Raw genomic sequence first — 20,999 nt, 5'->3', positions numbered from 1 at the left:
ATGGCGTTCGCATCCGTACTCCACTCGGAATGGCTCAAGGTCCGTACCCTGCGCCCGCTCGTGGCGGGGCTCGTCCTCGTCGTCGTGGTCACCGCGGTCTTCTCGGCTCTGGCCGGGCTCGACGACTCCGGGGACGCGGACTTCGACCCGCTGTTCTCGGCCTTCTTCGGCGTCGCCTTCGGGCAGGTCGCGGCCGTCACCTTCGGCGCGCAGGCCGTGTCGGCCGAGTTCCGGGGCGGCGCCCTGCGCGCCTCGCTGGCCGCGGTGCCCCGCCGCGGCCGGTGGTTCGCGGCGAAGGCGGTGGCCGTCGGGGTGCCCGCCCTGGCCGTCGGCCTGCTCGCCGGCTGCGCGAGCCTGGCCGCGGGCACGGCCGCGCTCGGCGACCGGGCGGACGGGATCGGCCGGGCCGAAGGGCTGTGCGCGGTCGTGGCCTGCGGCGTCTACCTGGCCCTGATGGCGCTCCTCGCGGCCGGGCTGACCGCGCTGCTGCGCAGCGGCGTCGCCACGCTGGGCATCCTCGTGCCCTTCCTCCTGCTGGTCTCCTTCGTGGTCGGGGACATGTCCGGGAACGCCGCCGACCTCCTGCCGGACCGCGCCGGGCAGGTGGCGCTGCACGGGACGCGGGACGGCCTGCTCGGACCGTGGAGCGGGCTCGCGGTGACGGCCGCGTGGACGGCGGCCGCCCTCCTGGCCGGAACGTGGAGCATCCGCCGCCGCGACGCCTGAACCCGTCGCCGCGGTCGTCTGACGGGCCGCCAAATGTCGGCGCAGGCCGCTTTACTGGACGTCATGACCACTGAGCGACACCTCGCCACGATCGACGAGCTGTGCGTGCGCGACTTCCCCGCGGCGCACGGCTGGTCGGACGTCGGCGCGGGGGGACCCGGCTACCACCTGGTGGTGCTGGAGACGACGCGCGGGTTCGGCACGGGCGACCGGTCCGGCCGGGCGGAGATCGCCGACCGGTTCACGGCTTACCGGCAGGATGTCGCGCGGCGGCTGGACGAGCGGTGGGGCGAGGCGCAGCCGAAGAGCCTGGACGGCGTCTTCCTGCGCTCCGAGGACCCCGACGAGGGCATACCGAAGCCGTGGGCCTACCTCAGCGCCTACGTGCGGTACGTGGACCTGTGGGAGGCCGACGGCAGCGGACGCTGGGTCGCCGTGGGCGTCTCGGAACCGGGGGAGGGCCATGAGTTCCAGCTGTTCGCGCTGGTCACGGAGCTGGCCCCGCCGTGACGGACCGCTGCGAAGCGTTGGTCCGGGTCCGGCGGGTCAGTCCCGCGCGGACTCCGGCGGATCCGCCGACGCGGCCTCGCGCAGCCGCCCGAACTCCTCCGCCATCGTCGCCGCCGTCCAGTGCGCGTTCAGGCCGCTGGGGTTGGGCAGCACCCACACCCGCGTCGAGCCGAACGTCCGCTCCTGCGGGCCGATCACGGCCTTGCGGTCGTCGAAGGCCGCCCTGTAAGCGGTCACACCGACCACCGCGAGCCACCGCGGCCGCAGCCGCTCCACCTTGGCCGCCAGCAGCCGGCCGCCCTCCCGGTACTCCTCCGCGCTGATCTCGTCGGCCCGGGCGCTCGCCCGCGCCACCACGTTGGTGATGCCGAGCCCGTACGAGAGCAGCTCGCCCTGCTCCGAGGGCTTCAGCTGCCGCGGGGTGAAGCCGGACAGGTGCAGGACCGGCCAGAAGCGGTTGCCGGGCCGGGCGAAGTGGTGGCCCGTCGCGGCCGTCGTCAGGCCGGGGTTGATGCCGCAGAACAGCACCCGGAGACCGTCCGCGACCAGGTCCGGCACGAGCCGGTCGCGGGCGGCCTCCAGCTCGGCCTGCGTGAGCCGCGTCAGAGGATCGCCCCCGGCGTGTAGCCCGCGGCCTCGGGGTGCTGCTTCACGATCTCCTCGACGCGGGCGACCACCGCGGCCACCTGGTCGGCGGCGGCCCCGGTGAAGGACAGCTTGTCGGCCATCAGCGCGTCGAGCTGCGCGCGGTCGAGCGGGATGCGCTCGTCCGCGGCGAGCGTGTCCAGCAGCTCGTTGCGCTCGGTTCCCTGCTCGCGCATGGCGAGGGCGGCGGCGACGGCGTTCTCCTTGATCGCCTCGTGCGCGACCTCGCGGCCGACGCCCGCGCGCACCGCGCCCATCAGGACCTTCGTCGTCGCGAGGAACGGCAGGTAGCGGTCCAGCTCGCGGGCGACGACGGCCGGGAAGGCGCCGAACTCGTCGAGGACGGTGAGGAAGGTCTCCAGCAGGCCGTCGAGGGCGAAGAAGGCGTCCGGCAGCGCGACCCGGCGCACCACCGAGCAGGACACGTCGCCCTCGTTCCACTGGTCGCCCGCCAGCTCGCCCGTCATCGAGGCGTAGCCGCGCAGGATCACCATCAGGCCGTTGACGCGCTCGCAGGAGCGGGTGTTCATCTTGTGCGGCATCGCCGAGGAGCCGACCTGGCCCGGCTTGAAGCCCTCGGTCACCAGCTCGTGCCCGGCCATCAGCCGGATGGTCTTGGCGGTGGAGGAGGGGGCGGCGGCCAGCTGCACCAGTGCGGTGACGACCTCGTAGTCCAGCGAGCGCGGGTAGACCTGGCCCACCGAGGTGAACGCCTGCGAGAAGCCGAGGTGCCCGGCGATCCGCCGCTCCAGGTCGGCGAGCTTCGACGCGTCCCCGCCCAGCAGGTCGAGCATGTCCTGCGCGGTGCCCACCGGGCCCTTGATGCCGCGCAGCGGGTAGCGGCCGAGCAGCTCCTCGACCCGGCCGTACGCCACGAGCAGCTCGTCGGCGGCGGTCGCGAACCGCTTGCCGAGGGTGGTCGCCTGCGCCGCCACGTTGTGCGAGCGGCCCGCCATGACCAGCTCGCCGTACTCGCCCGCGAGCCTGCCCAGCCGCGCGAGGACGGCGACCGCGCGGTCGCGCACCAGCTCCAGGGAGAGCCGGATCTGCAACTGCTCCACGTTCTCGGTGAGGTCGCGGGAGGTCATGCCCTTGTGGACGTGCTCGTGCCCGGCGAGGTCGTTGAACTCCTCGATCCGCGCCTTCACGTCGTGCCGCGTGACCTTCTCGCGTTCCGCGATGGAGGCCAGGTCGACCTGGTCGAGGACCCGCTCGTAGTCGGCGAGGGCGGCGTCCGGCACCTCGATCCCGAGGTCCTTCTGGGCCCGCAGCACGGCGAGCCACAGCTGGCGCTCCAGCTTCACCTTCTGCTCGGGGGACCACAGGGTGGCGAGCTCGGCCGAGGCGTAGCGGCCGGCGAGGACGTTGGGGATACGGGGCTTTGCGGGCGCAGTCACGTGTACGGATTCTACTGGCGGTTCCTGCAGGCCCGCGCCACGGGCCCGTTCGTCGGAACCTACGAGCGGGCCGGGTGACCTAGCCCACGGAGCTATCCCACGGAGCCCCGGTACTCCTCGTACGGCAGCAGCTGGGGGCGCTTGGGCGGGCGGCCGTCGCCGGAGGAGCGGCCGGTCAGCCGGCGGCCGATCCACGGCAGCAGGTACTGGCGGGCGAAGCGCGCGTCCGCGGCCCGGCGGGCGACCCAGCGCGGCGGGGCGGACGGCGGCATCGGGGTGTGCCACTCGGCGTCCTCCGCCGCGTGCCCGAGGGTCTGCCAGACCGCCTCGGCGACCCGGCGGTGCCCCTCGGCCGTCAGGTGCAGCCGGTCCACGTCCCACATGCGGGGGTCGCTCAGGGACCGGGCCCCGTAGAGGTCGACCACGAGCGCGCCGTGCCGGGCCGCGAGGTCGTCGATGCAGGCGAACAGCTCCTCCATGCGCGGGCGGAAGCGCTCCAGGACCGGTCCCTGGCGGCCGGGGCTGCGCATCAGGACGAGCTGCTTGCAGGCCGGCGCCAGGCGCTCCACGGCCTCCTCCAGGAGCCCGCGCACGCGCACCATGTCGACCTTGGGCCGCAGGGTGTCGTTGAGCCCGCCGACCAGCGTGATCACGTCGGGCTGCATCGCCACCGCGACGTCCACCTGCTCGGCGACGATCTGCCCGATGAGCTTGCCGCGCACCGCGAGGTTGGCGTAGCGGAAGCCGGGGGTCTGCGCGGCCATCCGGGCCGCGAGGAGGTCCGCCCAGCCCCGGTACGTACCGTCGGGCAGGAGGTCCGACATGCCCTCGGTGAAGGAGTCGCCGACCGCGACAAGGCTGGTGAAGGTGGCATTCGTCTGCATGGCGTCAGAGATGATAGCGCGTGCACATACCCACCGGTCTGCCGCCCGTTCCGCCGCCCGGCCGGACCCGGCGGACCGCCGGGTCCGGCCGGGCACGGCCTCACGCGGGCTGGCCGAACAGCTCCCTCAGGACGTCCTCCATCGTCACCAGCCCGGCCAGCCGCCCGTCCGCGCCGAGCACCGCCGCCAGGTGCGTACGGCTGCGCCGCATGGCGGTCAGGACGTCGTCGAGCGGTGTGCTCTCCCGGATGCGGGCGATGGGCCGCATGTCCCGCACCTGGAACGGCAGGTCGCGCGGCGTCGCGTCCAGGGCGTCCTTGACGTGCAGGTAGCCGACGATGCGCAGGCCGTCGTCCACGACGGGGAAGCGGGAGAAGCCCGACTCGGCGGACAGCGCCTCCAGTTGCTCGGGGGTGACGCCCACGCGCGCGTACACGACGCGTTCCAGCGGCAGCACCACGTCCCGCACCGGGCGGCGGCCCAGTTCGAGTGCGTCGTGCAGCCGCTCCTGCGCGCGGTCGTCGATGAGCCCCGCCTCGCCGGAGTCCTTCACCAGCCGGGCCAGCTCCGTGTCGGAGAAGGCCGCGGACACCTCGTCCCGCGCCTCGACGCGCAGCAGCTTCAGCAGCCCGTTGGCGAACGCGTTGACGGTGAAGATCACCGGCCGCAGCGCACGCGACAGGGCGACCAGCGGCGGGCCGAGCAGCAGGGCCGTCCGCACGGGTTCCGCGAGCGCGATGTTCTTCGGCACCATCTCGCCGAGCAGCATGTGCAGGTACGTGGCCGCGCTGAGCGCGATCACGAACGAGATCGCGTGCCCGGTGCCGGACGACAGCCCCACCGCGTGGAACACCGGCTCCAGCAGGTGCGCGATCGCGGGTTCGGCGACCACGCCGAGGACCAGCGTGCACAGCGTGATGCCGAGCTGCGCGGCCGCCATCAGCGCCGACACGTGCTCCAGCCCCCACACCACACCGCGCGCCCGCCGGTCGCCCGCCTCCGCGTACGGCTCGATCTGGCTGCGGCGCACCGAGATCAGCGCGAACTCGGCCGCCACGAAGAACGCGTTCACGACCAGGGTCGCCAGCCCGATCAGCAGTTGCACGGCGGTCATCGCCCCCGCCCCCCTTCGGCTCCGGCCTCTTCCCCGGTGACGGCCTCCTCGGGGGCCGGCCGGTGCAGCAGCACCCGTGCGGCCCGCCGTCCCGAGGCGTCCAGCACGTCCAGCCGCCACCCGGCGACCTCGACCGTGTCCCCCTTCGCGGGGATCCGCCCGAGCTCCGTCGCGACGAGGCCCGCGAGCGTCTCGTACGGCCCGTCGGGCGCCCGCAGCCCGATGCGGGCCAGCCGGTCGATGCGGACGGAACCCTCGGCCGAGTACAGGGCGCGGCCCTCGGCGTCGGTGCCGGCCGGGGCCAGGTCGGGCGTCTCGTGCGGGTCGTGCTCGTCGCGCACCTCGCCGACGACCTCCTCGACGATGTCCTCCAGGGTGGCGACCCCGGCGGTGCCGCCGTACTCGTCGATCACGACGGCCATCGTCCGCCTGCTGGACAGCCGGTCCAGCAGCCGGTCGACGGTGAGCGTCTCCGGTACGAGCAGGGGTTCGCGCATCACCTGCGCCACGGCCGTACGGGCCCTGCGGTCGGCCGGCACCCTGATGACGTCCTTGATGTGCGCGATCCCGACGACCGAGTCGAGGGTGCCGCGGTGGACGGGGAACCGGGACAGGCCCGTCGCGCGCGTCGCGTTCGCCACGTCCTCGCAGGTCGCCTGGGTGTCCAGGGAGACGACCTGGACCCGGGGCGTCATCACGTTCTCCGCGGTGAGGTCGGCGAGGTTCAGGGTGCGCACGAACAGCTCGGCGGTGTCCGCCTCCAGGGCGCCCAGCTTCGCGGAGTGGCGGGCCAGCGCGACCAGTTCCTGCGGGCCGCGCGCGGAGGCCAGCTCCTCGGCGGGCTCGACGCCGAACCGGCGCACCACCCGGTTGGCGGTGTTGTTGAGGTGGGAGATGAACGGCCGGAACACCGCGCTGAACCAGCGCTGCGGTGTCGCCACCCGCTTCGCCACGGCGAGCGGCGAGGAGATCGCCCAGTTCTTGGGCACCAGCTCGCCGACCACCATCAGGAAGACCGTCGACAGGGCCGTACCGATCACCAGGGAGACCGACGAGGTCGCCGACTCCGGCAGGCCGGCCGCCTCCAGGGGGCCGGCGATGAGCGCGGCGACGGACGGTTCGGCGAGCATGCCGACCACCAGGTTGGTGACGGTGATGCCGAGCTGGGCGCCGGAGAGCTGGAAGGTGAGGTTGCGTACGGCTCTGAGGGCGCCCGCCGCGCCGACCTCGCCGCGCTCGACGGCCCGCTCCAGCTGGCTGCGCTCGACCGTGGTCAGCGAGAACTCGGCCGCGACGAAGGCGCCGCAGGCCAGCGAGAGCAGCACCGCCAGGGCGAGGAGGAGCACTTCGGTCATCGGGTCACCTCCGTTCCATGATCGGGCAGGTACGGGGGATGCGCGCGGTGGTCGCAGGACTCGTCCATGGGCGGGCGCTCACACCTCTCCCTTCTCCGCGGGGGCGGGTCGGCCGGTGACGCCCGGCCGAGGTCACCCGGTCAGCGGCTTGATCCAGCGCCGCCAGTCTTCCTGGGGCGCGTACCCCGCCGCGCGCCAGGCATGGTGGGCCGTTTCGTTGCGGCTCAGCACCATCGCGTCGACGCGGCGTCCGCCGAGCCGGACGAACCGGTCCTCCGCGGCGGCCAGGAGCGCCGTGCCGACGCCCTGTCTGCGGTGCGCCGGGTGCACCGCGAGCCGGTACAGGTGGCAGCGCCAGCCGTCGAAGCCGGCGACGACCGTGCCGACCAGTTCGCCGTCCCGCTCGGCGAGGAGCAGCGCCTCGGGGTCGCGCTCGACCAGCCGCTCCACACCGTCCCGGTCGTCGCTGATGCTGGTGCCCTCGGCGGCGGCCCGCCAGAAGGCGAGGACGGCGTCGAGGTCGCGGGGCAGAGCGGTCCGTATCCGAAGACGAAGATCAGTCATGCCGGGATCCCATCACGCCCCCTGCCCGGGGCCACCGAATTCCAGCATCCGGACACACCGGTCCGGTCCCCGGCGGCCCCGCGCGTTCGCGCTCGTGTCCCGGCCGGTGAGGTCACTCGTGTGCGATGGCCGCCAGCACGTTCATCCGTGACGCCCGCAGGGCCGGCAGGAGCGCCGCCACGATGCCCACGACCGCCGAACCCACGACGACCGCGACCAGGGTGGTCCACGGGACGGCGAACGCCTTCATGCCCTGCAGGGCCAGCACCTGCTGTACGCACACGCCCCACACCAGCCCCAGCACCAGCCCCAGGACCGCGCCGAACACGGCGATCACCACCGACTCCAGCCGGATCATCCGCCGCAGCTGCCGCCGCGCCAGCCCGATCGCGCGCAGCAGCCCGATCTCGCGGGTGCGCTCCACGACCGACAGGGCGAGCGTGTTGACCACGCCGAGGACCGCGATGACGATGGCGAGCCCCAGCAGGGCGTACACCAGGTAGAGCAGCACCGCGATCTGGTCGTGGATCAGCTTCTTGTAGTCGGCCAGGTCGCGCACCTGCACCTGCGGGTACGGATCGAGGGTCCTGTCGAGGTTCGAGCGCAGCGCGGCGTCGGACGTGCCGGGCGCCGCGTTCACGTACAGCGCGGAGTCCTGGCCGCCGGGCACGTACTTCGCCACCGTCTCGAAGCCGAGGAAGAGCCCGCCCTGCGTCCCGAAGCCCTCGGCGGCGTCCTGGTCGGTCAGCGCGGCCACCTTCAGCTCGGTCCTGCGCCCGGCGGGGAACTCGACGGGGACCGTACTGCCGAGGCGCACGCCGTGGTCCTCGGCGAAACCGGCGTCCATGCCGATGTTCCCGTCCGCGAGCGCGGCGTCCGTGTCCCCCTCGGCGTAGGTGATCCGGGCGACGTCGTCGAGGTCCGGGCCGTACCCCGCGGCGGTCGTCTCGACCCGGTCCCCGTCCGGCAGCCGTACGGCGACCGGCGCGAACCGCTGCCGCACCACGAGCCCCGCGCCGTCCGTGCCCTCCACCTTCTCGGTGATCTCCTGCGGGAACGGCATGAAGTTGGCGTTCTGCACCACGAAGTCGGCGCCCAGCGTCTTGTCGATCTGCTGGTCGAAGGACTTGGTCATGGACGCGCTCGCCACGGACATCCCGCCGACCAGGGCGAGCCCCACCATCAGGGCCGCCGCGGTGGCGCCCGTGCGGCGCGGGTTGCGCAGCGCGTTGCGCTGGCTCATCCGGCCGACCGACCCGAACACGGCGGGGAAGAACCCGCCGAGGACCCGGATCACCGGCCGCACCAGCAGCGGTCCCGCGATCACCGTCGCGAGGAGGGTCAGCACGACCCCGAGTGCCAGCAGGGACGCGGCGGACGAGGTCCGCGTCGCCGTCGCGCAGCCCACGAGCGCGGCCGCGCCCAGCGCCCCGACGACGGACCCCACGACGGCCCGGGTCCGCAACGGCCGCCCCACACCGGCGATCTCGGCGTCCGACAGCGCCGCCATCGGCGACACCGTGGCGGCGCGGCGGGCCGGCAGGTACGCCGCGACGAAGGTGACGCCGACCCCGACGACGTACGACGCCACGGGCGTCCCCCACCCGATGACCATCTCGGTGGTCTTCAGGTTCATGCCGAACACACCCATGAGCTCGATGAGCCCGATCGCGAGCCCCGTGCCCGCGGCCAGGCCGAGCGTCGAGCCCACCAGGCCCAGCAGGGTCGCCTCGGTGAGCACGGACCGGCGCACCTGCCTGCGGTCGGCGCCGAGCGCGCGCAGCAGCCCGAGCTCGCGCGTGCGCTGGGCGATCAGCATCGAGAAGGTGTTGACGATCAGGAAGACCCCGACGAGCACCGCGATCCCGGCGAAGCCCAGCATCACGTACTTGATCACGTCGAGGAACCCGCCGAGTTCGGACGAGGCCGTCTCGGCCTGCTCGCCGGCCGTCTCCAGCTCGTACCTGCCCGGGCCGACCTCGGCGGCGATGCGCTCCTTGAGCTGCTCGTCGCTCACCCCGCGGGCGGCGTCCATCTGGATGCTGGTGGCCACCCCCGGCCTGCCCAGCAGTTTCTCCGCCGCGACGGCCGGGTCGAGGAAGACGAGCGCGGCGCCCGGGTTGGTGGTCCTGAACGTCGCGATGCCGACGACCTCCACCCGGAACGACCCGGGCTGCGCGACGACGGTCAGCGGGTCGCCGATGTCCACGTGCTTCTTGTCGGCGGTGTCCGCGTCGATCAGCGCCTCGCCGGGCCCGCGCGGGGCGTGCCCGGAGGTCAGCCGCACGGGGCTGCGTTCGGTGACGAACCAGTCGCCCGCGATGGTGGGCGCGCCCGTGGTCGGGCCCACCGACTCGTTGTCGCGGTCGACGACGGTGACGTTCTCGACGGAGATGTCCGGCCGCGCCAGGGCGACCCCGTCGATCCCGGCGATGCGCCGCACGAGGCTCGTGGGCACCGTCTCGACGGCCCCGGAGGGGATCTGGTCCTCCAGGTCGTCCTTCTTCGGGCTCAGGGTCACGTCGGCCGACGTGGACGCGAAGAGCCGGTCGAAGGTACGGCTGACGGTGTCCGAGAAGATCAGGCTGCCCGCGACGAACGCCACGGACAGGACGACGGCCAGCGCCGAGAGCAGCAGCCGGCCCTTGTGGGCGAGGAAACTCCGGAGTGTCGCCTTCAGCACGACTGCCTGCCTCAGTMCCGGTGGACTGAGCGGGGCGGGGTCGTTCGCCGGCCGCGGGACGGTGGGGGCTGATCGCGGAGCTCCCCGCGGCCCTTGAGAACTCCGGCGCCGGGCCCGGCATCCTGGGCGAGAGTGGTATCCGGACCGGCTGCACGAGGTCCTGCCGGCCGAACCGCGTGGTGCGAACGCCTTCAGAGGGTTGTTCGTCGGCCGGTGGCGGCGGACCGTGCGATCGCGTCGAGGAGCCGGTGGCGCCTGACGGCGTGGGTGAAGTCCGGGGCGACGGCCGTTCCGTGGACGAGGTCGTCCCGGATCGCGGCGTAGGCGTGCGCCAGCGTGTGGATCAGTGTTCCGGCCAGGGCGGGGTAGTCGTCGTAGCCGCCGGGCGGCGTGATCTCCGTGGGCCGGCCGCCGCCGCGTGTGCCCCGCACCGTGACCGGACCGAGGTGCGGGAATTCGGCGCCGGTGACCTCAAGTCTTCCCTCCGTGCCGTCGACCAGCAGGGAGAATCCCGCTCCCGATGCCGCGCCTCCGCGGTGGTGGACGGACAGGACCGCCCCGCCCGCCAGGGTGCCCGAGATCGCGATCTGGTCCTCGGCCGTCATCGCAACGACCTGCCCGGTGCGCCCGAGGGGAACATGGCGGCGCCGGGTCGCGGTCGTGGCGACCACGTCCTGAAGCTCGCCGACGACCATCGACACCAGGTCGATCGCGTGCCCGAACGCGATGGTCAGCATCGTGGCCCCGAGCGTGCGGTCGAGCGTGTAGACCATGTCCGGGGAGACCGGAGTGCCCCATTCGGTCGAGGACGCCACGACGGTGGCGGAGAGCACCTCTCCCACGTATCCCCCGGACACGAGGTCGGTCAGCCATCGGAAAGTGGGCGAGGAGCGTCCCTGAAGGCCGACGAAGGTACGCGTCGTCCCGGCGGCCCGCTCCATCTCCTCGGCCTCGCGCAGGTCGACGGCGAGCGGCCACTCGGAGAGCACCGGCACGCCCGCCTTCAGGACAGGCACCACGAGTTCACGGTGCCGGGGCACTTTGACGGCGACGACGACAAGGTCGACGTCCTCGTCGGCGGCGAGCTGTTCGACCGACGTGTACGCGGGGACGCCGTACGCCGCCCCCGCGGCCCGGGCCGAGGCTTCGGAGCTCCCCGCCAGCGCGCGGAGCTCGATCCCGTCGACGGCGTCCAGTGCGGGCAGGTGCGCCCCGGCCGCCCAGCCTCCCGTGGCGCTCAGGCCGACGATGCCGACGCCGATCGGCTCACGGAGGTCAGGCACCGAGCTGCCGCCTCAGGGTCTCGGCGTCGTGCAGGGCCGTCATGTGCACGAACCGCCCGTCCCGCACCTGGTAGACGGCGTACTCGACGATCTCGAACGAGGCGCCGGTGGGAGCTACGCTGAGCCACTCCTTCGCCGGCGTGCCCGTGTTGGTCAGGCGGGCGGCCAGGCGGTCACCGTCGACCGCGATGTCCAGGGGCTCCCAGTGGAAGTCCGGGACCGCGTCGATGACGCCGTTCAGCACGGCGACGACCTGGTCCCGGGTGCCCGGCTCGCCGTTCAGGGTGGTCTCGTCGGCGATGAACTCGTCCATGCGGTGGATCTCGTGCGCGTTGAGCGCCGCGATGTAGCGCAGGTAGAACGCGCGCAGGTCGGTGGCGGACATGGTCTCCTTCTTCGGCCCCCGGAGCGGAGGGCACGCTCGGTGTGCGCGACAGCCCTGGACGGTTCGGTCGCGGTGAGCGCCGGCAGGGAGGGAACCCCCGATCGGCATTTCAGTACCGAACGGTACCGAATTTTTGCCGCACTGTCATGGCCCTCACGCGAGGAGGCGTCCCGGGCGAACGCAGTTCAGTACCGACCGGTCTTGATGTGTTAGCGTTCTGCACCGACCGGTACTTAATTATTGGGAAGGGAAGTCCGCGCCATGAGAACCGTCTCGCTCGGCAGCCTCAAGGTCTCGCGCATCGGCCTCGGAGCCATGGGGATGTCGGCGTTCTACACCGGCGCCGGCCAGTACGACGACGAGTCGATCCGCACCATCCACCGCGCTCTGGACCTCGGGGTCACCCATGTCGACACCGCCGAGGGGTACGGCCCCTTCGTCAACGAGGAGCTGGTCGGCCGGGCCCTGCGGGGGCGCCGCGACGAGGTCGTGCTGGCGACCAAGTTCGGGCTGATCTCCCACACCGGTGGCACGGCTCCGGACAGCACCCCGGCCAACGTCCGCCTGGCCGTGGAGGGATCACTGAAGCGCCTCGGTACCGACTACATCGACCTCTACTACCAGCACCGGGTGGACCCCGGCACGCCCATCGAGGAGACCGTCGGCACGCTCGCCGAACTGGTGGCCGAAGGCAAGATCCGCCACATCGGCCTGTCGGAGGCCGGCCCCGCCACGATCCGCCGCGCGCACGCCGTGCATCCGGTCGCCGCGGTCCAGTCCGAATACTCCCTGTGGACCCGCGACCCGGAGGCCGGGATCCTGCCCGTCCTGCGCGAACTGGGGATCGGCTTCGTGCCGTACTCCCCGCTCGGCCGCGGCTTCCTGACCGGCGACATCCGCTCGTTGGACGATCTCGGCACCGACGACTGGCGTCGCACCAACCACCGCTTCGCCGACGGCAACCTGGAACGCAACCTGCGCATCGTCGACGAGGTCCGGGCCGTAGCCGCCGAGATCGACGCCACGCCCGCACAGGTCGCCCTGGCCTGGCTGCTCGCTCAAGGTGACGACATCGCGCCCATCCCCGGCACCAAGCGGGTCGCCCGGCTGGAGGAGAACGCCGCCGCCGACGGCGTCGAACTCACCGCCGGCCACGTCGCCCGCCTGGACGACCTGCCCCCGGCCTCCGGCGAGCGCTACGACGCGGACAACATGGCCGCCATCGACCGCTGATCGAGAACGTATGAGGGCGCGGCGACCGAGCCGGCTTCGGACCAGGGCCCGGAGAACGGGCGCGGTGGCCGTGGCCGGCACGGCGGTCACCGGCGGATCCGTTCTCCGGGGCGCGGTTCCCGTGCGCCGGTCCCGTCACTGCCTGGCCGTGAATGCCTTCGCGTCCCAGGTCCCGCCCAGGGACGGCGCCAGCCAACCGGCCGCCGCGGTACGGAAGTCCGTCGGCCGCAGGCCGCCCGCGCCCGCGGGGAGTGCGCCCAGCAGCGGTGCCTGCGCCACCGCCGGGAGGTCCACCAGGTTGCAGCGGGAGGCCAGGTCCGGGGCGTCCGGCCAGCTGCCGACGACGACGCCGAGCAGGTCGAGCCGGCGCGAGCGCAGCTCACGGGCGGTGAGTTCCGTGGTGTTGAGGGTGCCCAGGCCCGCGGAGGCGACCAGGAGCACCGGCGCGTCCAGCAGGCGGGCCGCGTCCGCGAGGGTGTCGCCCTCGTCGGTGAGGCGCACGAGCAGGCCGCCCGCACCCTCCACCAGGACCAGGTCGTGGTCGACGGCCAGTTTGGCCGCCGCCTCCGCCACCTCCCTGGGCCGCACCGGCGCGAGGCCGGAGCGCCGGGCCGCCGTGGCGGGGGCCAACGGCTCCGGGTAGCGGGCGAGTTCGACGGCCGTGACCACCCCCGCGAGCCGTGCCGCCTCGTCGGCGTCCCCGCGCTCGCCGGGCACCAGGCCCGTCTGCGCGGGCTTGAGCACGGCCACCGACCGCCCGCCCGCGAGGGCCGCCGCGGCGACGGCGGCCGTGGTGACGGTCTTGCCCACCTCCGTGCCGGTCCCCGTGATCACCAGTACCGTCATCTCAGCCCTCCCGGGCGGCCGCGCACACGGCCGCCGTGATCCGCGCCAGGTCGGCGTCCCCGGTGACGTACGGCGGCATCGTGTACACGAGGTCCCGGAACGGCCGCAGCCACACGCCCTCGCGCACCGCCGCCCGGGTCGCCGCCGCCATGTCGATTCCGTAGTCCAGCTGCACCACCCCGACGGCCCCGAGCACGCGCACGTCCCGCACGCCCGGCAGGTCCGCGGCCGGCGCCAGTCCGTCCCGCAGGCCCTCCTCGATGCGCTTGACCTCCGTCCGCCAGTCCTGGTCCAGCAGGAGGTCGATCGAGGCGCAGGCCACGGCGGCGGCCAGTGGGTTGCCCATGAAGGTCGGGCCGTGGGCCAGGACCGGCACCTCGCCCTGCGAGATGCCCTCCGCGACCCGCGCGGTGCACAGCGTCGCGGCCATCGTCAGGTACCCGCCGGTCAGCGCCTTGCCCACGCACATCACGTCCGGTGTGACACCGGCGTGCTCCGCCGCGAACAGCGCCCCGGTCCGCCCGAAGCCCGTCGCGATCTCGTCGAACACGAGCAGCACGTCATGGGCGTCGCACGCCTCGCGCAGCACCCGCAGGTACGCGGGGGAGTGGAACCGCATCCCGCCCGCGCCCTGCACCACCGGCTCCACGATCACCGCGGCCAGCTCGTCCGCGTGCCGCTCCACCAGCGTCCGCAGGTGCTCCGCGTACGACTCCTCGTACGCGACGGGGGGCGCGTCGGCGAAGACCTGGCGCTGGAGCACGCCCTGCCACAGCTCGTGCATCCCGCCCTCGGGGTCGCACACCGACATCGGCTGCCAGGTGTCGCCGTGGTAGCCGCCGCGCCAGGTCAGCAGGCGCTGCTTGCCGGGACGGCCGAGCGAACGCCAGTGCTGGAGGCACATCTTGACCGCGACCTCGACGGACACCGACCCGGAGTCGGCGAGGAAGACGTGCTCAAGACCCTCGGGCGACATGTCGACAAGGCGCTTCGCCAGGCGTACAGCCGGCTCGTGCGTCAGTCCGCCGAACATCACGTGGCTCATCCGCCCGAGCTGGTCGCGGGCCGCCTCGTTGAGCACCGGGTGGTTGTAGCCGTGGATCGCCGACCACCAGGACGACATGCCGTCGATCAGCTCGCCGTCCCCGCCGGCCAGCCGCAGCCGCACCCCGCTCGCCGACTCCACGACCAGCGGCTCCTGGCGCCCCGGCATGGGGCCGTAGGGGTGCCAGACGTGCCGCCGGTCGAGGTCGAGCAGCTCGCGCACGGGATCGCCGGCCGCGGCGGGGCCGGGCGGGAGCAGGTCAGGCATTGGGCGCGAGGTCCGTTCCGGCGCCCCGGCGGCGTACCGCGACCAGGTCCGTGCGCGCCTCGGAGCCGCGCGAGGCCTCCCGCACCGGCTCCTGCGCAACCGCCTCCCCGGCGCCCTGGCCGCAGGGTCCGCAGCCGCCGCCCCCGTGGCCGCCGCAGCCGCTCCCGCCTCCGGCCTCCGTCCCGGTCTCCGCGTGCCCGTGGCAGCCGCCGTGCGCGGCCGCCCGGTGCTCCGGGAGCGTCACCTCGCCGGCGCCCTCCACCTCGAACCCGGCGTCCGCGATCATGTCCAGGTCCGCCTTGCCCGCTTGGCCCTCGCTGGTGAGGTAGTCGCCCAGGAAGATCGAGTTGGCGAGGTGCAGGGCGAGGGGCTGCATCGTCCGCAGGTGGACCTCGCGCCCGCCTGCGATCCGCACCTCGGCGTCCGGGCAGACGAACCGGACCATCGCGAGGATGCGCAGGCAGCGCTGCGGCGTCAGGTTCCACTCCTTGGCGAGCGGGGTGCCCTCGAACGGGATCAGGAAGTTGACCGGGACCGAGTCCGGGTCGAGCTCCCGCAGCGCGTACACGACGTCGACCAGGTCCTCGTCGCTCTCGCCCATGCCGGCGATCAGCCCGGAACAGGCGGACAGGCCCGCCGCGTGCGCCTTGCGCACCGTGTCCACCCGGTCGGCGTACGTGTGGGTGGTGGTGATGTCCCCGTAGGTCGCCTCGGACGTGTTGAGGTTGTGGTTGTAGGCGTCCGCGCCGGCCTCGCGCAGCCGCTCCGCCTGGCCGTCCGAGAGGAGCCCGAGGCAGGCGCACACCTCGACGCCCTCGTTCCCGTCCTTGATCGCCTTGATGGTGTCGGAGACCCGGTCCACGTCACGGTCGGTGGGCCCGCGCCCGCTCGCCACCAGGCAGACCCGCTTGGCGCCGCCCGCGAGCCCCGCCGCCGCGGCCTGCGAGGCCTGGTCGGGCTTCAGCCAGGTGTACTTGAGGATCCCGGCCTCCGAGCCGAGCCGCTGCGAGCAGTAGGAGCAGTCCTCGGGGCACAGGCCCGACTTCAGGTTGACGAGGTAGTTGAGCTTCACCCGTCGGCCGAACCACTGCCGCCGTACCCTGCCGGCCGCGGCCACCACATCGAGGAGCTCGTCGTCGGAGGTGGCCAGCACGGCCAGCGCCTCGTCACGGGTCGGCAGCTCGCGCCGGATTCCCTTGTCCACCAGTGTGTTCAGCAGGTCCATGAGGCCCGATCCTGACGCATCCGACCGCACCGGGCCAAGGAGGAACCGGACAAGGGAGGACGCCCGACGTGTGGGATATGCAACAGGCCCACCGTGGTTCGGACGATCCGCACGGGGCGGGGAAGTGCAGCTCAGAGGCGCAAAATCCGCGTCACACAGCCGATTTGGCGAGATGTGCGAGGGAGGGAAGCAGGCGGTTGATCTTGCTGGAGGATTCTTACAAAAGGCCTGCGACAGCCTGAGAACGGACGGGAACCGCGGCCCCAGGGGGTCGCCTCTCCGGCTGTCCGGGGCCCGTGCAGGAGCGCCCGGATGCACGACCTCGCCCTCGCCGGACAGGCCGGCGGACCGAACGGCTGTCGATTGAGGCACTCCCCGACAGAGCGTGACCGGTACGGTCGTCGTTGTTGTGAAGGCACACCGCGGGCACATCGCACACCGTGCGTCACCCGAGACCGGCTGACCGTTTCAGCTGCCGGGCCGGGCGGGGGTGAGCGAGGTCAGGCCCGTGTCGATCAGGTGGGCCGCGCGTCGGACGTCGGCGCTCACCACGTCGTGCAACTGCTCGGGGGTCCGGACGCGGTTCAGGTGCCTGCGTAGCGCCTGGAACTGGATGGGCCACAGGGCGAGCAGGGCGGTCGCGGCGATCTGCGGTTCGGGGTCGTCCGGGCTCATCCCGGTGCGCCGAGCCAGGACTTCGGCGGCTGCGGCGACCTGCTGATCGGCCATGTCGCGCTGATAGGCCCGCAGGGACGGGGTGGATCCGATCAGCATGCCGAAGCGCAGAAGCATGGTCTTCGCCTGGTCCAAGTCGTGCTGTCCGGCCAGCCAGGACGTGAGGTCCGCCAGCTCGCCGGACAAGATCTTCAGCGCGGCCTCGACCGGCGACAGATCCGGATCGGCCAGTGCGGTCCGCAGGGAGCCCAACGTGGTCTCGCCCAGGTCGAGGACGAGGGACTCCTTGGTGGGGAAGTGGTTGAACACGGTCTTCTCCGACACCCCGCAGGCTGCGGCGATCTCGGAGACGCGCACCGCGTCGAAGCCCCGTTTCATGAACATTTCCGTGGCCGTGTCCGACAGCTGCCGCCGCAACAGCCGCTTCTTGCGCTCCCGCAGTCCCTCGGCGGCGGGTTCCGCGTCGCGACGGCGCAAGGCCGTCCAGTCCACCGTGCGCATGCTCATCGGTGCAGCGTAGTCCAGCCTCCATGAAAGTTCTGTTGCTGTAAATTTTCATTGACTGTAAGTATATGCTGCGCTCGACACCCGTGCCCGAGGAGCCCGCCATGAGCACCATCCACATCGTCCGCGACTACCCCCACCCGCCGCAGAAGGTCTGGCGCGCCGTGACCGACCCGGAGCTGATCCCGCTCTGGACGGCCACCGGCGCCGGCGCACGCCCGGAGGGCTTCTCCACCACGCCCGGCACCACGTTCAGGTTCGTCGCGAAGCCGAAGCCGGGGTGGAGCGGCGTGGTGCTGTGCGAGGTGCTGGAGGCACGTGAGCCCTCGCTGCTGCGCTACTCCTGGCAGGACGAGGGCGGCGGCGAGGTCACGGAGGTCGCCTACCGACTCGCACCGCACGGCGACGGGACCCGTTTCACCTACCACCACACCGGCTTCACCGGCGCCGGAGGATTCTTCATGGCCAAGATCCTCGGCAGCGTCCGCACCAAGATGCTCACCAAGGGCCTGCCCGCCGTGCTGGACGACCTCGACGACGACGGCACCCTGCACCCGGACAGCACCTTGCGCCCCAAGCACTCCTAGCAGGGCTGCGCCTGGCAGTTCCGCGTGTGGGTATGGCCACACCTTGGGCGGCCGACGGTCCCGTTAGGGTCTGTGCGGTGCCTGCACAAGGCAGGCGCCCGCATCTCACGACCCCCTCACCCCCTGGCCCGGAGGACGCACATGCCCGGATCGCCGTTCGCCTGGATCGACGAGCAGGCGCGGGCGCGCCGCCGGGCCGGACTCGTCCGCACCCTGCGCCCCCGCCCCGCGGACTCCGCGCTCCTCGACCTCGCCGGGAACGACTACCTGGGCCTGGCCCGGCACCCCGAGGTCACCGCGGCCGCTGCGGACGCCGCCCGCACCTGGGGTGGCGGGGCCACCGGCTCCCGGCTGGTCAGCGGCTCCACGGAACTGCACGCGGACCTCGAACGCGAACTCGCCGCGTTCTGCAACTTCGAGTCCGCCCTCGTCTTCTCCTCGGGCTACGCGGCCAACCTGGCCGCCGTCACCGCGCTCGCGCCGCACGGCTCCCTCGTCGTGTCCGACGCGGGCAACCACGCCTCGCTCATCGACGGCTGCCGGCTGGCCCGCGGCACCACCCAGGTCGTCGCCCACGCCGACCCCGAGGCCGTCCGCAAGGCGCTGCAGACGCACACCGGGCCCGCGATCGCCGTCTCCGACACCGTGTTCTCCGTGGACGGCGACGCGGCCCCGCTGGCGGAACTCGCCGCCGCCTGCCGGGCGTCCGGCGCGGCCCTGCTCGTCGACGACGCGCACGGCCTGGGCGTCCTCGGCGACGGCGGGCGGGGCGCCGCGCGGGCGGCGGGGCTCGCGGGCGCGCCGGACGTCGTCGCCACCGTCACCCTGTCGAAGTCGCTCGGCAGCCAGGGCGGCGCCGTCCTGGGACCGGCCCACGTCGTCGACCACCTGGTCAACGCGGCCCGTACGTTCATCTTCGACACCGGTCTGGCCCCTGCGGCGGCGGGCGCGGCCCTGGCGGCCCTGCGCCTGCTGCGCCGCGAACCCGAACGCGCCGCACGCGCGCGTGCGGTGGCGACGGCCCTGTACGAGCGGCTGACGGCCGCGGGGCTCGAAGCCGTGCGCCCGGACGCCGCGGTCGTCTCCGTGCGCGCCCCCTCGCCGGAGGGGGCGCTGCGCTGGGCCGCGGACTGCCGGGCGGCGGGTCTGGCCGTCGGCTGCTTCCGTCCCCCGTCGGTGCCCGACGGCGTCTCGCGGCTGCGGCTCACGGCCCGCGCGGATCTCACCGAGGCGCAGATCGGGCGGGCCGTGGACGTGGTCACCGCAACGCGCTGAGGAAGCCCTCCCAGGCCGGGGTGCCGAAGAGCAGGGCGGGGCCCGAGGGGTCCTTGGAGTCGCGCACCGCGAGCAGTCCCGCATAGGGGCCGTCCTGCGGGCGGGCCGTCTCGACGCAGTTGTTCATTCCCGTGCTGCGGCTGCTTCGCTGCCACCGCACACCCTGCAGACGCGTGCTGGAACGTACGTACCGAGGCATGGCGGGCATGGTGCCTCCCTTATGCGCCGTCAGCTGCACCGGCGATGAAGTCCAATGTGTCCTCGGGCGAAAGGGCCTGGCCCTGGAGGGAGTCGAAGGCCTCCTCGTACGAGCGGAGGGCCTCCTTCTGTTCGAGATAGAGGCTACTCGTCAAGTGGTCTAGAACAACCACATCCAGATCAGATCTGTTCGGAAATGAAAAAATAACGAAAGACCCGGTGACTCCGATGTGGGCCCCGGCTCCGAAGGGAAGCACCTGAAGCCGCACGTGAGGGAGGTGCGCGGCCTCCCGCAGCCGCTCCAGCTGCCGCGCCATGACCTCCGGTCCGCCCACGGTCCGGCGTAGCACCGCCTCGTCCAGAACGGCACTCAGCCGCAGTGGTTTGTTCGAACGCAGTACGTCCTGGCGCGCGAGGCGTACCTTCACCAGTTCCTCCACCAGTGCGTCGGTCCCGCCGTCGGGCGCCGCGCCCACCGCGGCCCGGGTCACCGCGCGGGCGTACTCCCGGGTCTGCAGCAGCCCCGGCACCACGGAGTTCTCCAGCGTGCGCATCACGCCGGCCTGCGACTCCAGACTGATGAAGTCGCTGTAGGTGGACGGCAGGAGCCTGCGGTAGGCGTGCCACCAGCCCTGCCGGCCGTCGTCGTCCGAGCCCGCCAGCAGGACGAGCAGCTCGTGCAGCTCCGGGTCCCGGACGTCGTACGCGTCCAGGAGCAGCCGTACGTCCGCGGGCTTGACCCCGCTGCGGCCGGTCTCGATCCGGCTCACCTTCGACTGGTGCCAGCCGACGAGGCGGGCCGCCTGCCCGCTCGTGAGGCCCGCGAGGGTACGCAGGGCACGCAGTTCGGCGCCGAGCTTGCGCCGGCGCACCGCGGGGCCGTGCTGCATGGCCGTCTCCTTCCGACCGTCGCGCCGGACCTGCGGCGCCCGGCTTCAGGGCGACGGTAGGGACAATCCGGCCGCCCGGGCAAATACGGTCGAGCGTCGCAGAGTTCACCGCTTCGAGCGACAGATATATGCATATCTTGGTGGATCGCCACCATGAACGCCGAGGCAGTGGCACTCTGGCGCAAGCACCAGTCCGGGACCGCAGGCGAAGTCGTGCACTTCGGACGGCCTCCGGTCCCGTGGGAAAGGATGACGTCGCATGGCAGACCACCAGGAAGCCTCCGTCACTCTGCCGAGCGATCCGGCCTCGGTCTCCGCCGCCCGCAGGTACGTCGTCGACGTCCTGGCCGAGTGGGGACTGCCCGCCGATTCGGAGGCCGCCGAGACGATTCGCCTGATGGTCTCCGAACTCGCCACGAACGCGGTACAGCACACCTTCGGGCTGTCACCCACCTTCACGGTGGACATCGCACTGGACCGCGACGAACAGCTGAGCATCGGGGTGACCGACAGCCACCCCCGGTTTCCGAAGCGCCTGCCCGCCGCCGTCCAGCAGGACAACGGCCGCGGCCTGGTGATCATCCGCTGGCTGACCGCGGAGTGGGGCGGCAAGCTCGCCGTCCGGCCCACCGGGGAGGGCGGGAAGACCGTGTCGGTCACGCTGCCGTGGACGACCGCGGTGAAGCCGGTGGCCGCCGACTGAGGCCC

At 72.8% G+C, this 20,999-nt stretch carries 21 protein-coding genes; 6 read left to right on the top strand and 15 right to left on the bottom strand.

Translation table 11 applies throughout. From position 1 onward, the window contains the following. Both FGF04_RS03255 and FGF04_RS03250 read left to right on the top strand, forming a co-directional pair. On the top strand, nucleotides 1-726 hold the full coding sequence (locus FGF04_RS03255) for an ABC transporter permease (RefSeq protein WP_149509672.1): 726 nt from the start codon (nucleotides 1-3) through the stop codon (nucleotides 724-726). A gap of 63 nt (nucleotides 727-789) precedes the next feature. Then, nucleotides 790-1,236 carry a hypothetical protein gene (locus tag FGF04_RS03250; protein WP_149509671.1) on the top strand — a complete coding sequence of 149 codons (447 nt, stop codon included), beginning with the start codon at nucleotides 790-792 and terminating at the stop codon, nucleotides 1,234-1,236. Between the two features lie 36 nt (nucleotides 1,237-1,272). Here FGF04_RS03250 and mug read toward each other — a convergent pair whose 3' ends face one another. The 9 genes from mug to FGF04_RS03205 all read right to left on the bottom strand — a co-directional run bounded on the left by mug (nucleotide 1,273) and on the right by FGF04_RS03205 (nucleotide 11,546). Beyond that, entirely contained in the window at nucleotides 1,273-1,842 is a 570-nt protein-coding gene (mug, locus tag FGF04_RS03245) for a G/U mismatch-specific DNA glycosylase (protein ID WP_149509710.1), read from the bottom strand. Next, nucleotides 1,839-3,278 carry an adenylosuccinate lyase gene (gene purB / locus FGF04_RS03240; protein WP_149509670.1) on the bottom strand — a complete coding sequence of 480 codons (1,440 nt, stop codon included), beginning with the start codon at nucleotides 3,276-3,278 and terminating at the stop codon, nucleotides 1,839-1,841. The genes mug and purB overlap by 4 nt, the downstream gene beginning before the upstream one ends. Nucleotides 3,279-3,370: 92 nt before the next feature. After that, the gene (locus FGF04_RS03235) at nucleotides 3,371-4,162 is read right to left on the bottom strand and encodes an SGNH/GDSL hydrolase family protein (RefSeq protein WP_149509669.1); all 792 of its coding nucleotides are present in this window, start codon (nucleotides 4,160-4,162) and stop codon (nucleotides 3,371-3,373) included. Between the two features lie 100 nt (nucleotides 4,163-4,262). After that, entirely contained in the window at nucleotides 4,263-5,276 is a 1,014-nt protein-coding gene (locus FGF04_RS03230) for a hemolysin family protein (RefSeq protein ID WP_149509668.1), read from the bottom strand. Continuing rightward, entirely contained in the window at nucleotides 5,273-6,631 is a 1,359-nt protein-coding gene (locus tag FGF04_RS03225; protein ID WP_149509667.1) for a hemolysin family protein, read from the bottom strand. The genes FGF04_RS03230 and FGF04_RS03225 overlap by 4 nt, the downstream gene beginning before the upstream one ends. 132 nt (nucleotides 6,632-6,763) lie before the next feature. After that, a complete protein-coding gene (locus tag FGF04_RS03220) occupies nucleotides 6,764-7,195 on the bottom strand; it encodes a GNAT family N-acetyltransferase (RefSeq protein ID WP_149509666.1) in 432 nt (143 codons plus the stop codon). Nucleotides 7,196-7,307: 112 nt separating this feature from the next. After that, entirely contained in the window at nucleotides 7,308-9,878 is a 2,571-nt protein-coding gene (locus FGF04_RS03215; RefSeq protein WP_149509665.1) for an ABC transporter permease, read from the bottom strand. 191 nt (nucleotides 9,879-10,069) lie between these two features. Then, a complete protein-coding gene (locus FGF04_RS03210) occupies nucleotides 10,070-11,161 on the bottom strand; it encodes a Gfo/Idh/MocA family protein (protein ID WP_149509664.1) in 1,092 nt (363 codons plus the stop codon). Then, nucleotides 11,154-11,546, bottom strand: a complete 393-nt coding sequence (locus tag FGF04_RS03205) for an ester cyclase (RefSeq protein WP_149509663.1) — start codon at nucleotides 11,544-11,546, stop codon at nucleotides 11,154-11,156. Before FGF04_RS03205 ends, FGF04_RS03210 begins: the two co-directional genes overlap by 8 nt. A 261-nt stretch (nucleotides 11,547-11,807) precedes the next feature. Here FGF04_RS03205 and FGF04_RS03200 point away from each other — a divergent pair, with 261 nt between their 5' ends. Further along, the gene (locus FGF04_RS03200; RefSeq protein ID WP_149509662.1) at nucleotides 11,808-12,779 is read left to right on the top strand and encodes an aldo/keto reductase; all 972 of its coding nucleotides are present in this window, start codon (nucleotides 11,808-11,810) and stop codon (nucleotides 12,777-12,779) included. 135 nt (nucleotides 12,780-12,914) lie between these two features. Here the strand turns inward: FGF04_RS03200 and bioD are convergent, their stop codons facing one another. The 4 genes from bioD to FGF04_RS03180 form a co-directional block, all read right to left on the bottom strand. Then, on the bottom strand, nucleotides 12,915-13,625 hold the full coding sequence (gene bioD / locus FGF04_RS03195; RefSeq protein WP_149509661.1) for a dethiobiotin synthase: 711 nt from the start codon (nucleotides 13,623-13,625) through the stop codon (nucleotides 12,915-12,917). A gap of 1 nt (nucleotide 13,626) precedes the next feature. Next, the gene (locus FGF04_RS03190; RefSeq protein WP_149509660.1) at nucleotides 13,627-14,937 is read right to left on the bottom strand and encodes an adenosylmethionine--8-amino-7-oxononanoate transaminase; all 1,311 of its coding nucleotides are present in this window, start codon (nucleotides 14,935-14,937) and stop codon (nucleotides 13,627-13,629) included. Beyond that, nucleotides 14,930-16,162, bottom strand: coding sequence for a biotin synthase BioB (gene bioB / locus FGF04_RS03185; protein ID WP_149509659.1), 1,233 nt, complete (start codon nucleotides 16,160-16,162; stop codon nucleotides 14,930-14,932). Before bioB ends, FGF04_RS03190 begins: the two co-directional genes overlap by 8 nt. Before the next feature lie 468 nt (nucleotides 16,163-16,630). Beyond that, on the bottom strand, nucleotides 16,631-17,344 hold the full coding sequence (locus FGF04_RS03180) for a TetR/AcrR family transcriptional regulator (RefSeq protein ID WP_235882160.1): 714 nt from the start codon (nucleotides 17,342-17,344) through the stop codon (nucleotides 16,631-16,633). A gap of 101 nt (nucleotides 17,345-17,445) precedes the next feature. On the opposite strand from FGF04_RS03180, the gene FGF04_RS03175 reads away from it, so the two are divergent. Further along, nucleotides 17,446-17,928: an SRPBCC family protein gene (locus tag FGF04_RS03175; protein WP_149509658.1), complete on the top strand. Its 483-nt coding sequence runs from the start codon at nucleotides 17,446-17,448 to the stop codon at nucleotides 17,926-17,928. A 141-nt stretch (nucleotides 17,929-18,069) separates the two neighbouring features. Continuing rightward, nucleotides 18,070-19,203 (top strand): 8-amino-7-oxononanoate synthase, encoded by a 1,134-nt coding sequence (locus FGF04_RS03170; protein WP_149509657.1) that lies wholly within the window; start codon nucleotides 18,070-18,072, stop codon nucleotides 19,201-19,203. On the opposite strand, the gene FGF04_RS03165 is transcribed toward FGF04_RS03170, so the two are convergent. Further along, entirely contained in the window at nucleotides 19,187-19,411 is a 225-nt protein-coding gene (locus tag FGF04_RS03165) for a DUF397 domain-containing protein (RefSeq protein WP_149509656.1), read from the bottom strand. The two genes, FGF04_RS03170 and FGF04_RS03165, sit on opposite strands and share 17 nt — an antisense overlap. A gap of 10 nt (nucleotides 19,412-19,421) precedes the next feature. After that, on the bottom strand, nucleotides 19,422-20,291 hold the full coding sequence (locus FGF04_RS03160) for a helix-turn-helix domain-containing protein (RefSeq protein WP_149509655.1): 870 nt from the start codon (nucleotides 20,289-20,291) through the stop codon (nucleotides 19,422-19,424). Between the two features lie 259 nt (nucleotides 20,292-20,550). Here FGF04_RS03160 and FGF04_RS03155 point away from each other — a divergent pair, with 259 nt between their 5' ends. Next, the gene (locus FGF04_RS03155; RefSeq protein WP_149509654.1) at nucleotides 20,551-20,994 is read left to right on the top strand and encodes an ATP-binding protein; all 444 of its coding nucleotides are present in this window, start codon (nucleotides 20,551-20,553) and stop codon (nucleotides 20,992-20,994) included. Nucleotides 20,995-20,999 lie beyond the last annotated feature (5 nt).

The organism is Streptomyces apricus (genome assembly GCF_008369065.1).
Classification (GTDB): domain Bacteria; phylum Actinomycetota; class Actinomycetes; order Streptomycetales; family Streptomycetaceae; genus Streptomyces; species Streptomyces apricus.
Note: the sequence above shows the minus strand (reverse complement) of the source record. Positions and strands in the feature narration are given on the sequence as shown.

Coding starts and splice junctions, on each gene's coding strand:
- FGF04_RS03255 (WP_149509672.1), top strand. CDS start 1: ATGGCGTTCGCATCCGTACTCCACTCGGAATGGCTCAAGGTCCGTACC.
- FGF04_RS03250 (WP_149509671.1), top strand. CDS start 790: ATGACCACTGAGCGACACCTCGCCACGATCGACGAGCTGTGCGTGCGC.
- FGF04_RS03235 (WP_149509669.1), bottom strand. CDS start 4,162: ATGCAGACGAATGCCACCTTCACCAGCCTTGTCGCGGTCGGCGACTCC.
- FGF04_RS03230 (WP_149509668.1), bottom strand. CDS start 5,276: ATGACCGCCGTGCAACTGCTGATCGGGCTGGCGACCCTGGTCGTGAAC.
- FGF04_RS03225 (WP_149509667.1), bottom strand. CDS start 6,631: ATGACCGAAGTGCTCCTCCTCGCCCTGGCGGTGCTGCTCTCGCTGGCC.
- FGF04_RS03220 (WP_149509666.1), bottom strand. CDS start 7,195: ATGACTGATCTTCGTCTTCGGATACGGACCGCTCTGCCCCGCGACCTC.
- FGF04_RS03205 (WP_149509663.1), bottom strand. CDS start 11,546: ATGTCCGCCACCGACCTGCGCGCGTTCTACCTGCGCTACATCGCGGCG.
- FGF04_RS03200 (WP_149509662.1), top strand. CDS start 11,808: ATGAGAACCGTCTCGCTCGGCAGCCTCAAGGTCTCGCGCATCGGCCTC.
- bioD (WP_149509661.1), bottom strand. CDS start 13,625: ATGACGGTACTGGTGATCACGGGGACCGGCACGGAGGTGGGCAAGACC.
- FGF04_RS03190 (WP_149509660.1), bottom strand. CDS start 14,937: ATGCCTGACCTGCTCCCGCCCGGCCCCGCCGCGGCCGGCGATCCCGTG.
- bioB (WP_149509659.1), bottom strand. CDS start 16,162: ATGGACCTGCTGAACACACTGGTGGACAAGGGAATCCGGCGCGAGCTG.
- FGF04_RS03180 (WP_235882160.1), bottom strand. CDS start 17,344: ATGAGCATGCGCACGGTGGACTGGACGGCCTTGCGCCGTCGCGACGCG.
- FGF04_RS03175 (WP_149509658.1), top strand. CDS start 17,446: ATGAGCACCATCCACATCGTCCGCGACTACCCCCACCCGCCGCAGAAG.
- FGF04_RS03170 (WP_149509657.1), top strand. CDS start 18,070: ATGCCCGGATCGCCGTTCGCCTGGATCGACGAGCAGGCGCGGGCGCGC.
- FGF04_RS03165 (WP_149509656.1), bottom strand. CDS start 19,411: ATGCCCGCCATGCCTCGGTACGTACGTTCCAGCACGCGTCTGCAGGGT.
- FGF04_RS03160 (WP_149509655.1), bottom strand. CDS start 20,291: ATGCAGCACGGCCCCGCGGTGCGCCGGCGCAAGCTCGGCGCCGAACTG.
- FGF04_RS03155 (WP_149509654.1), top strand. CDS start 20,551: ATGGCAGACCACCAGGAAGCCTCCGTCACTCTGCCGAGCGATCCGGCC.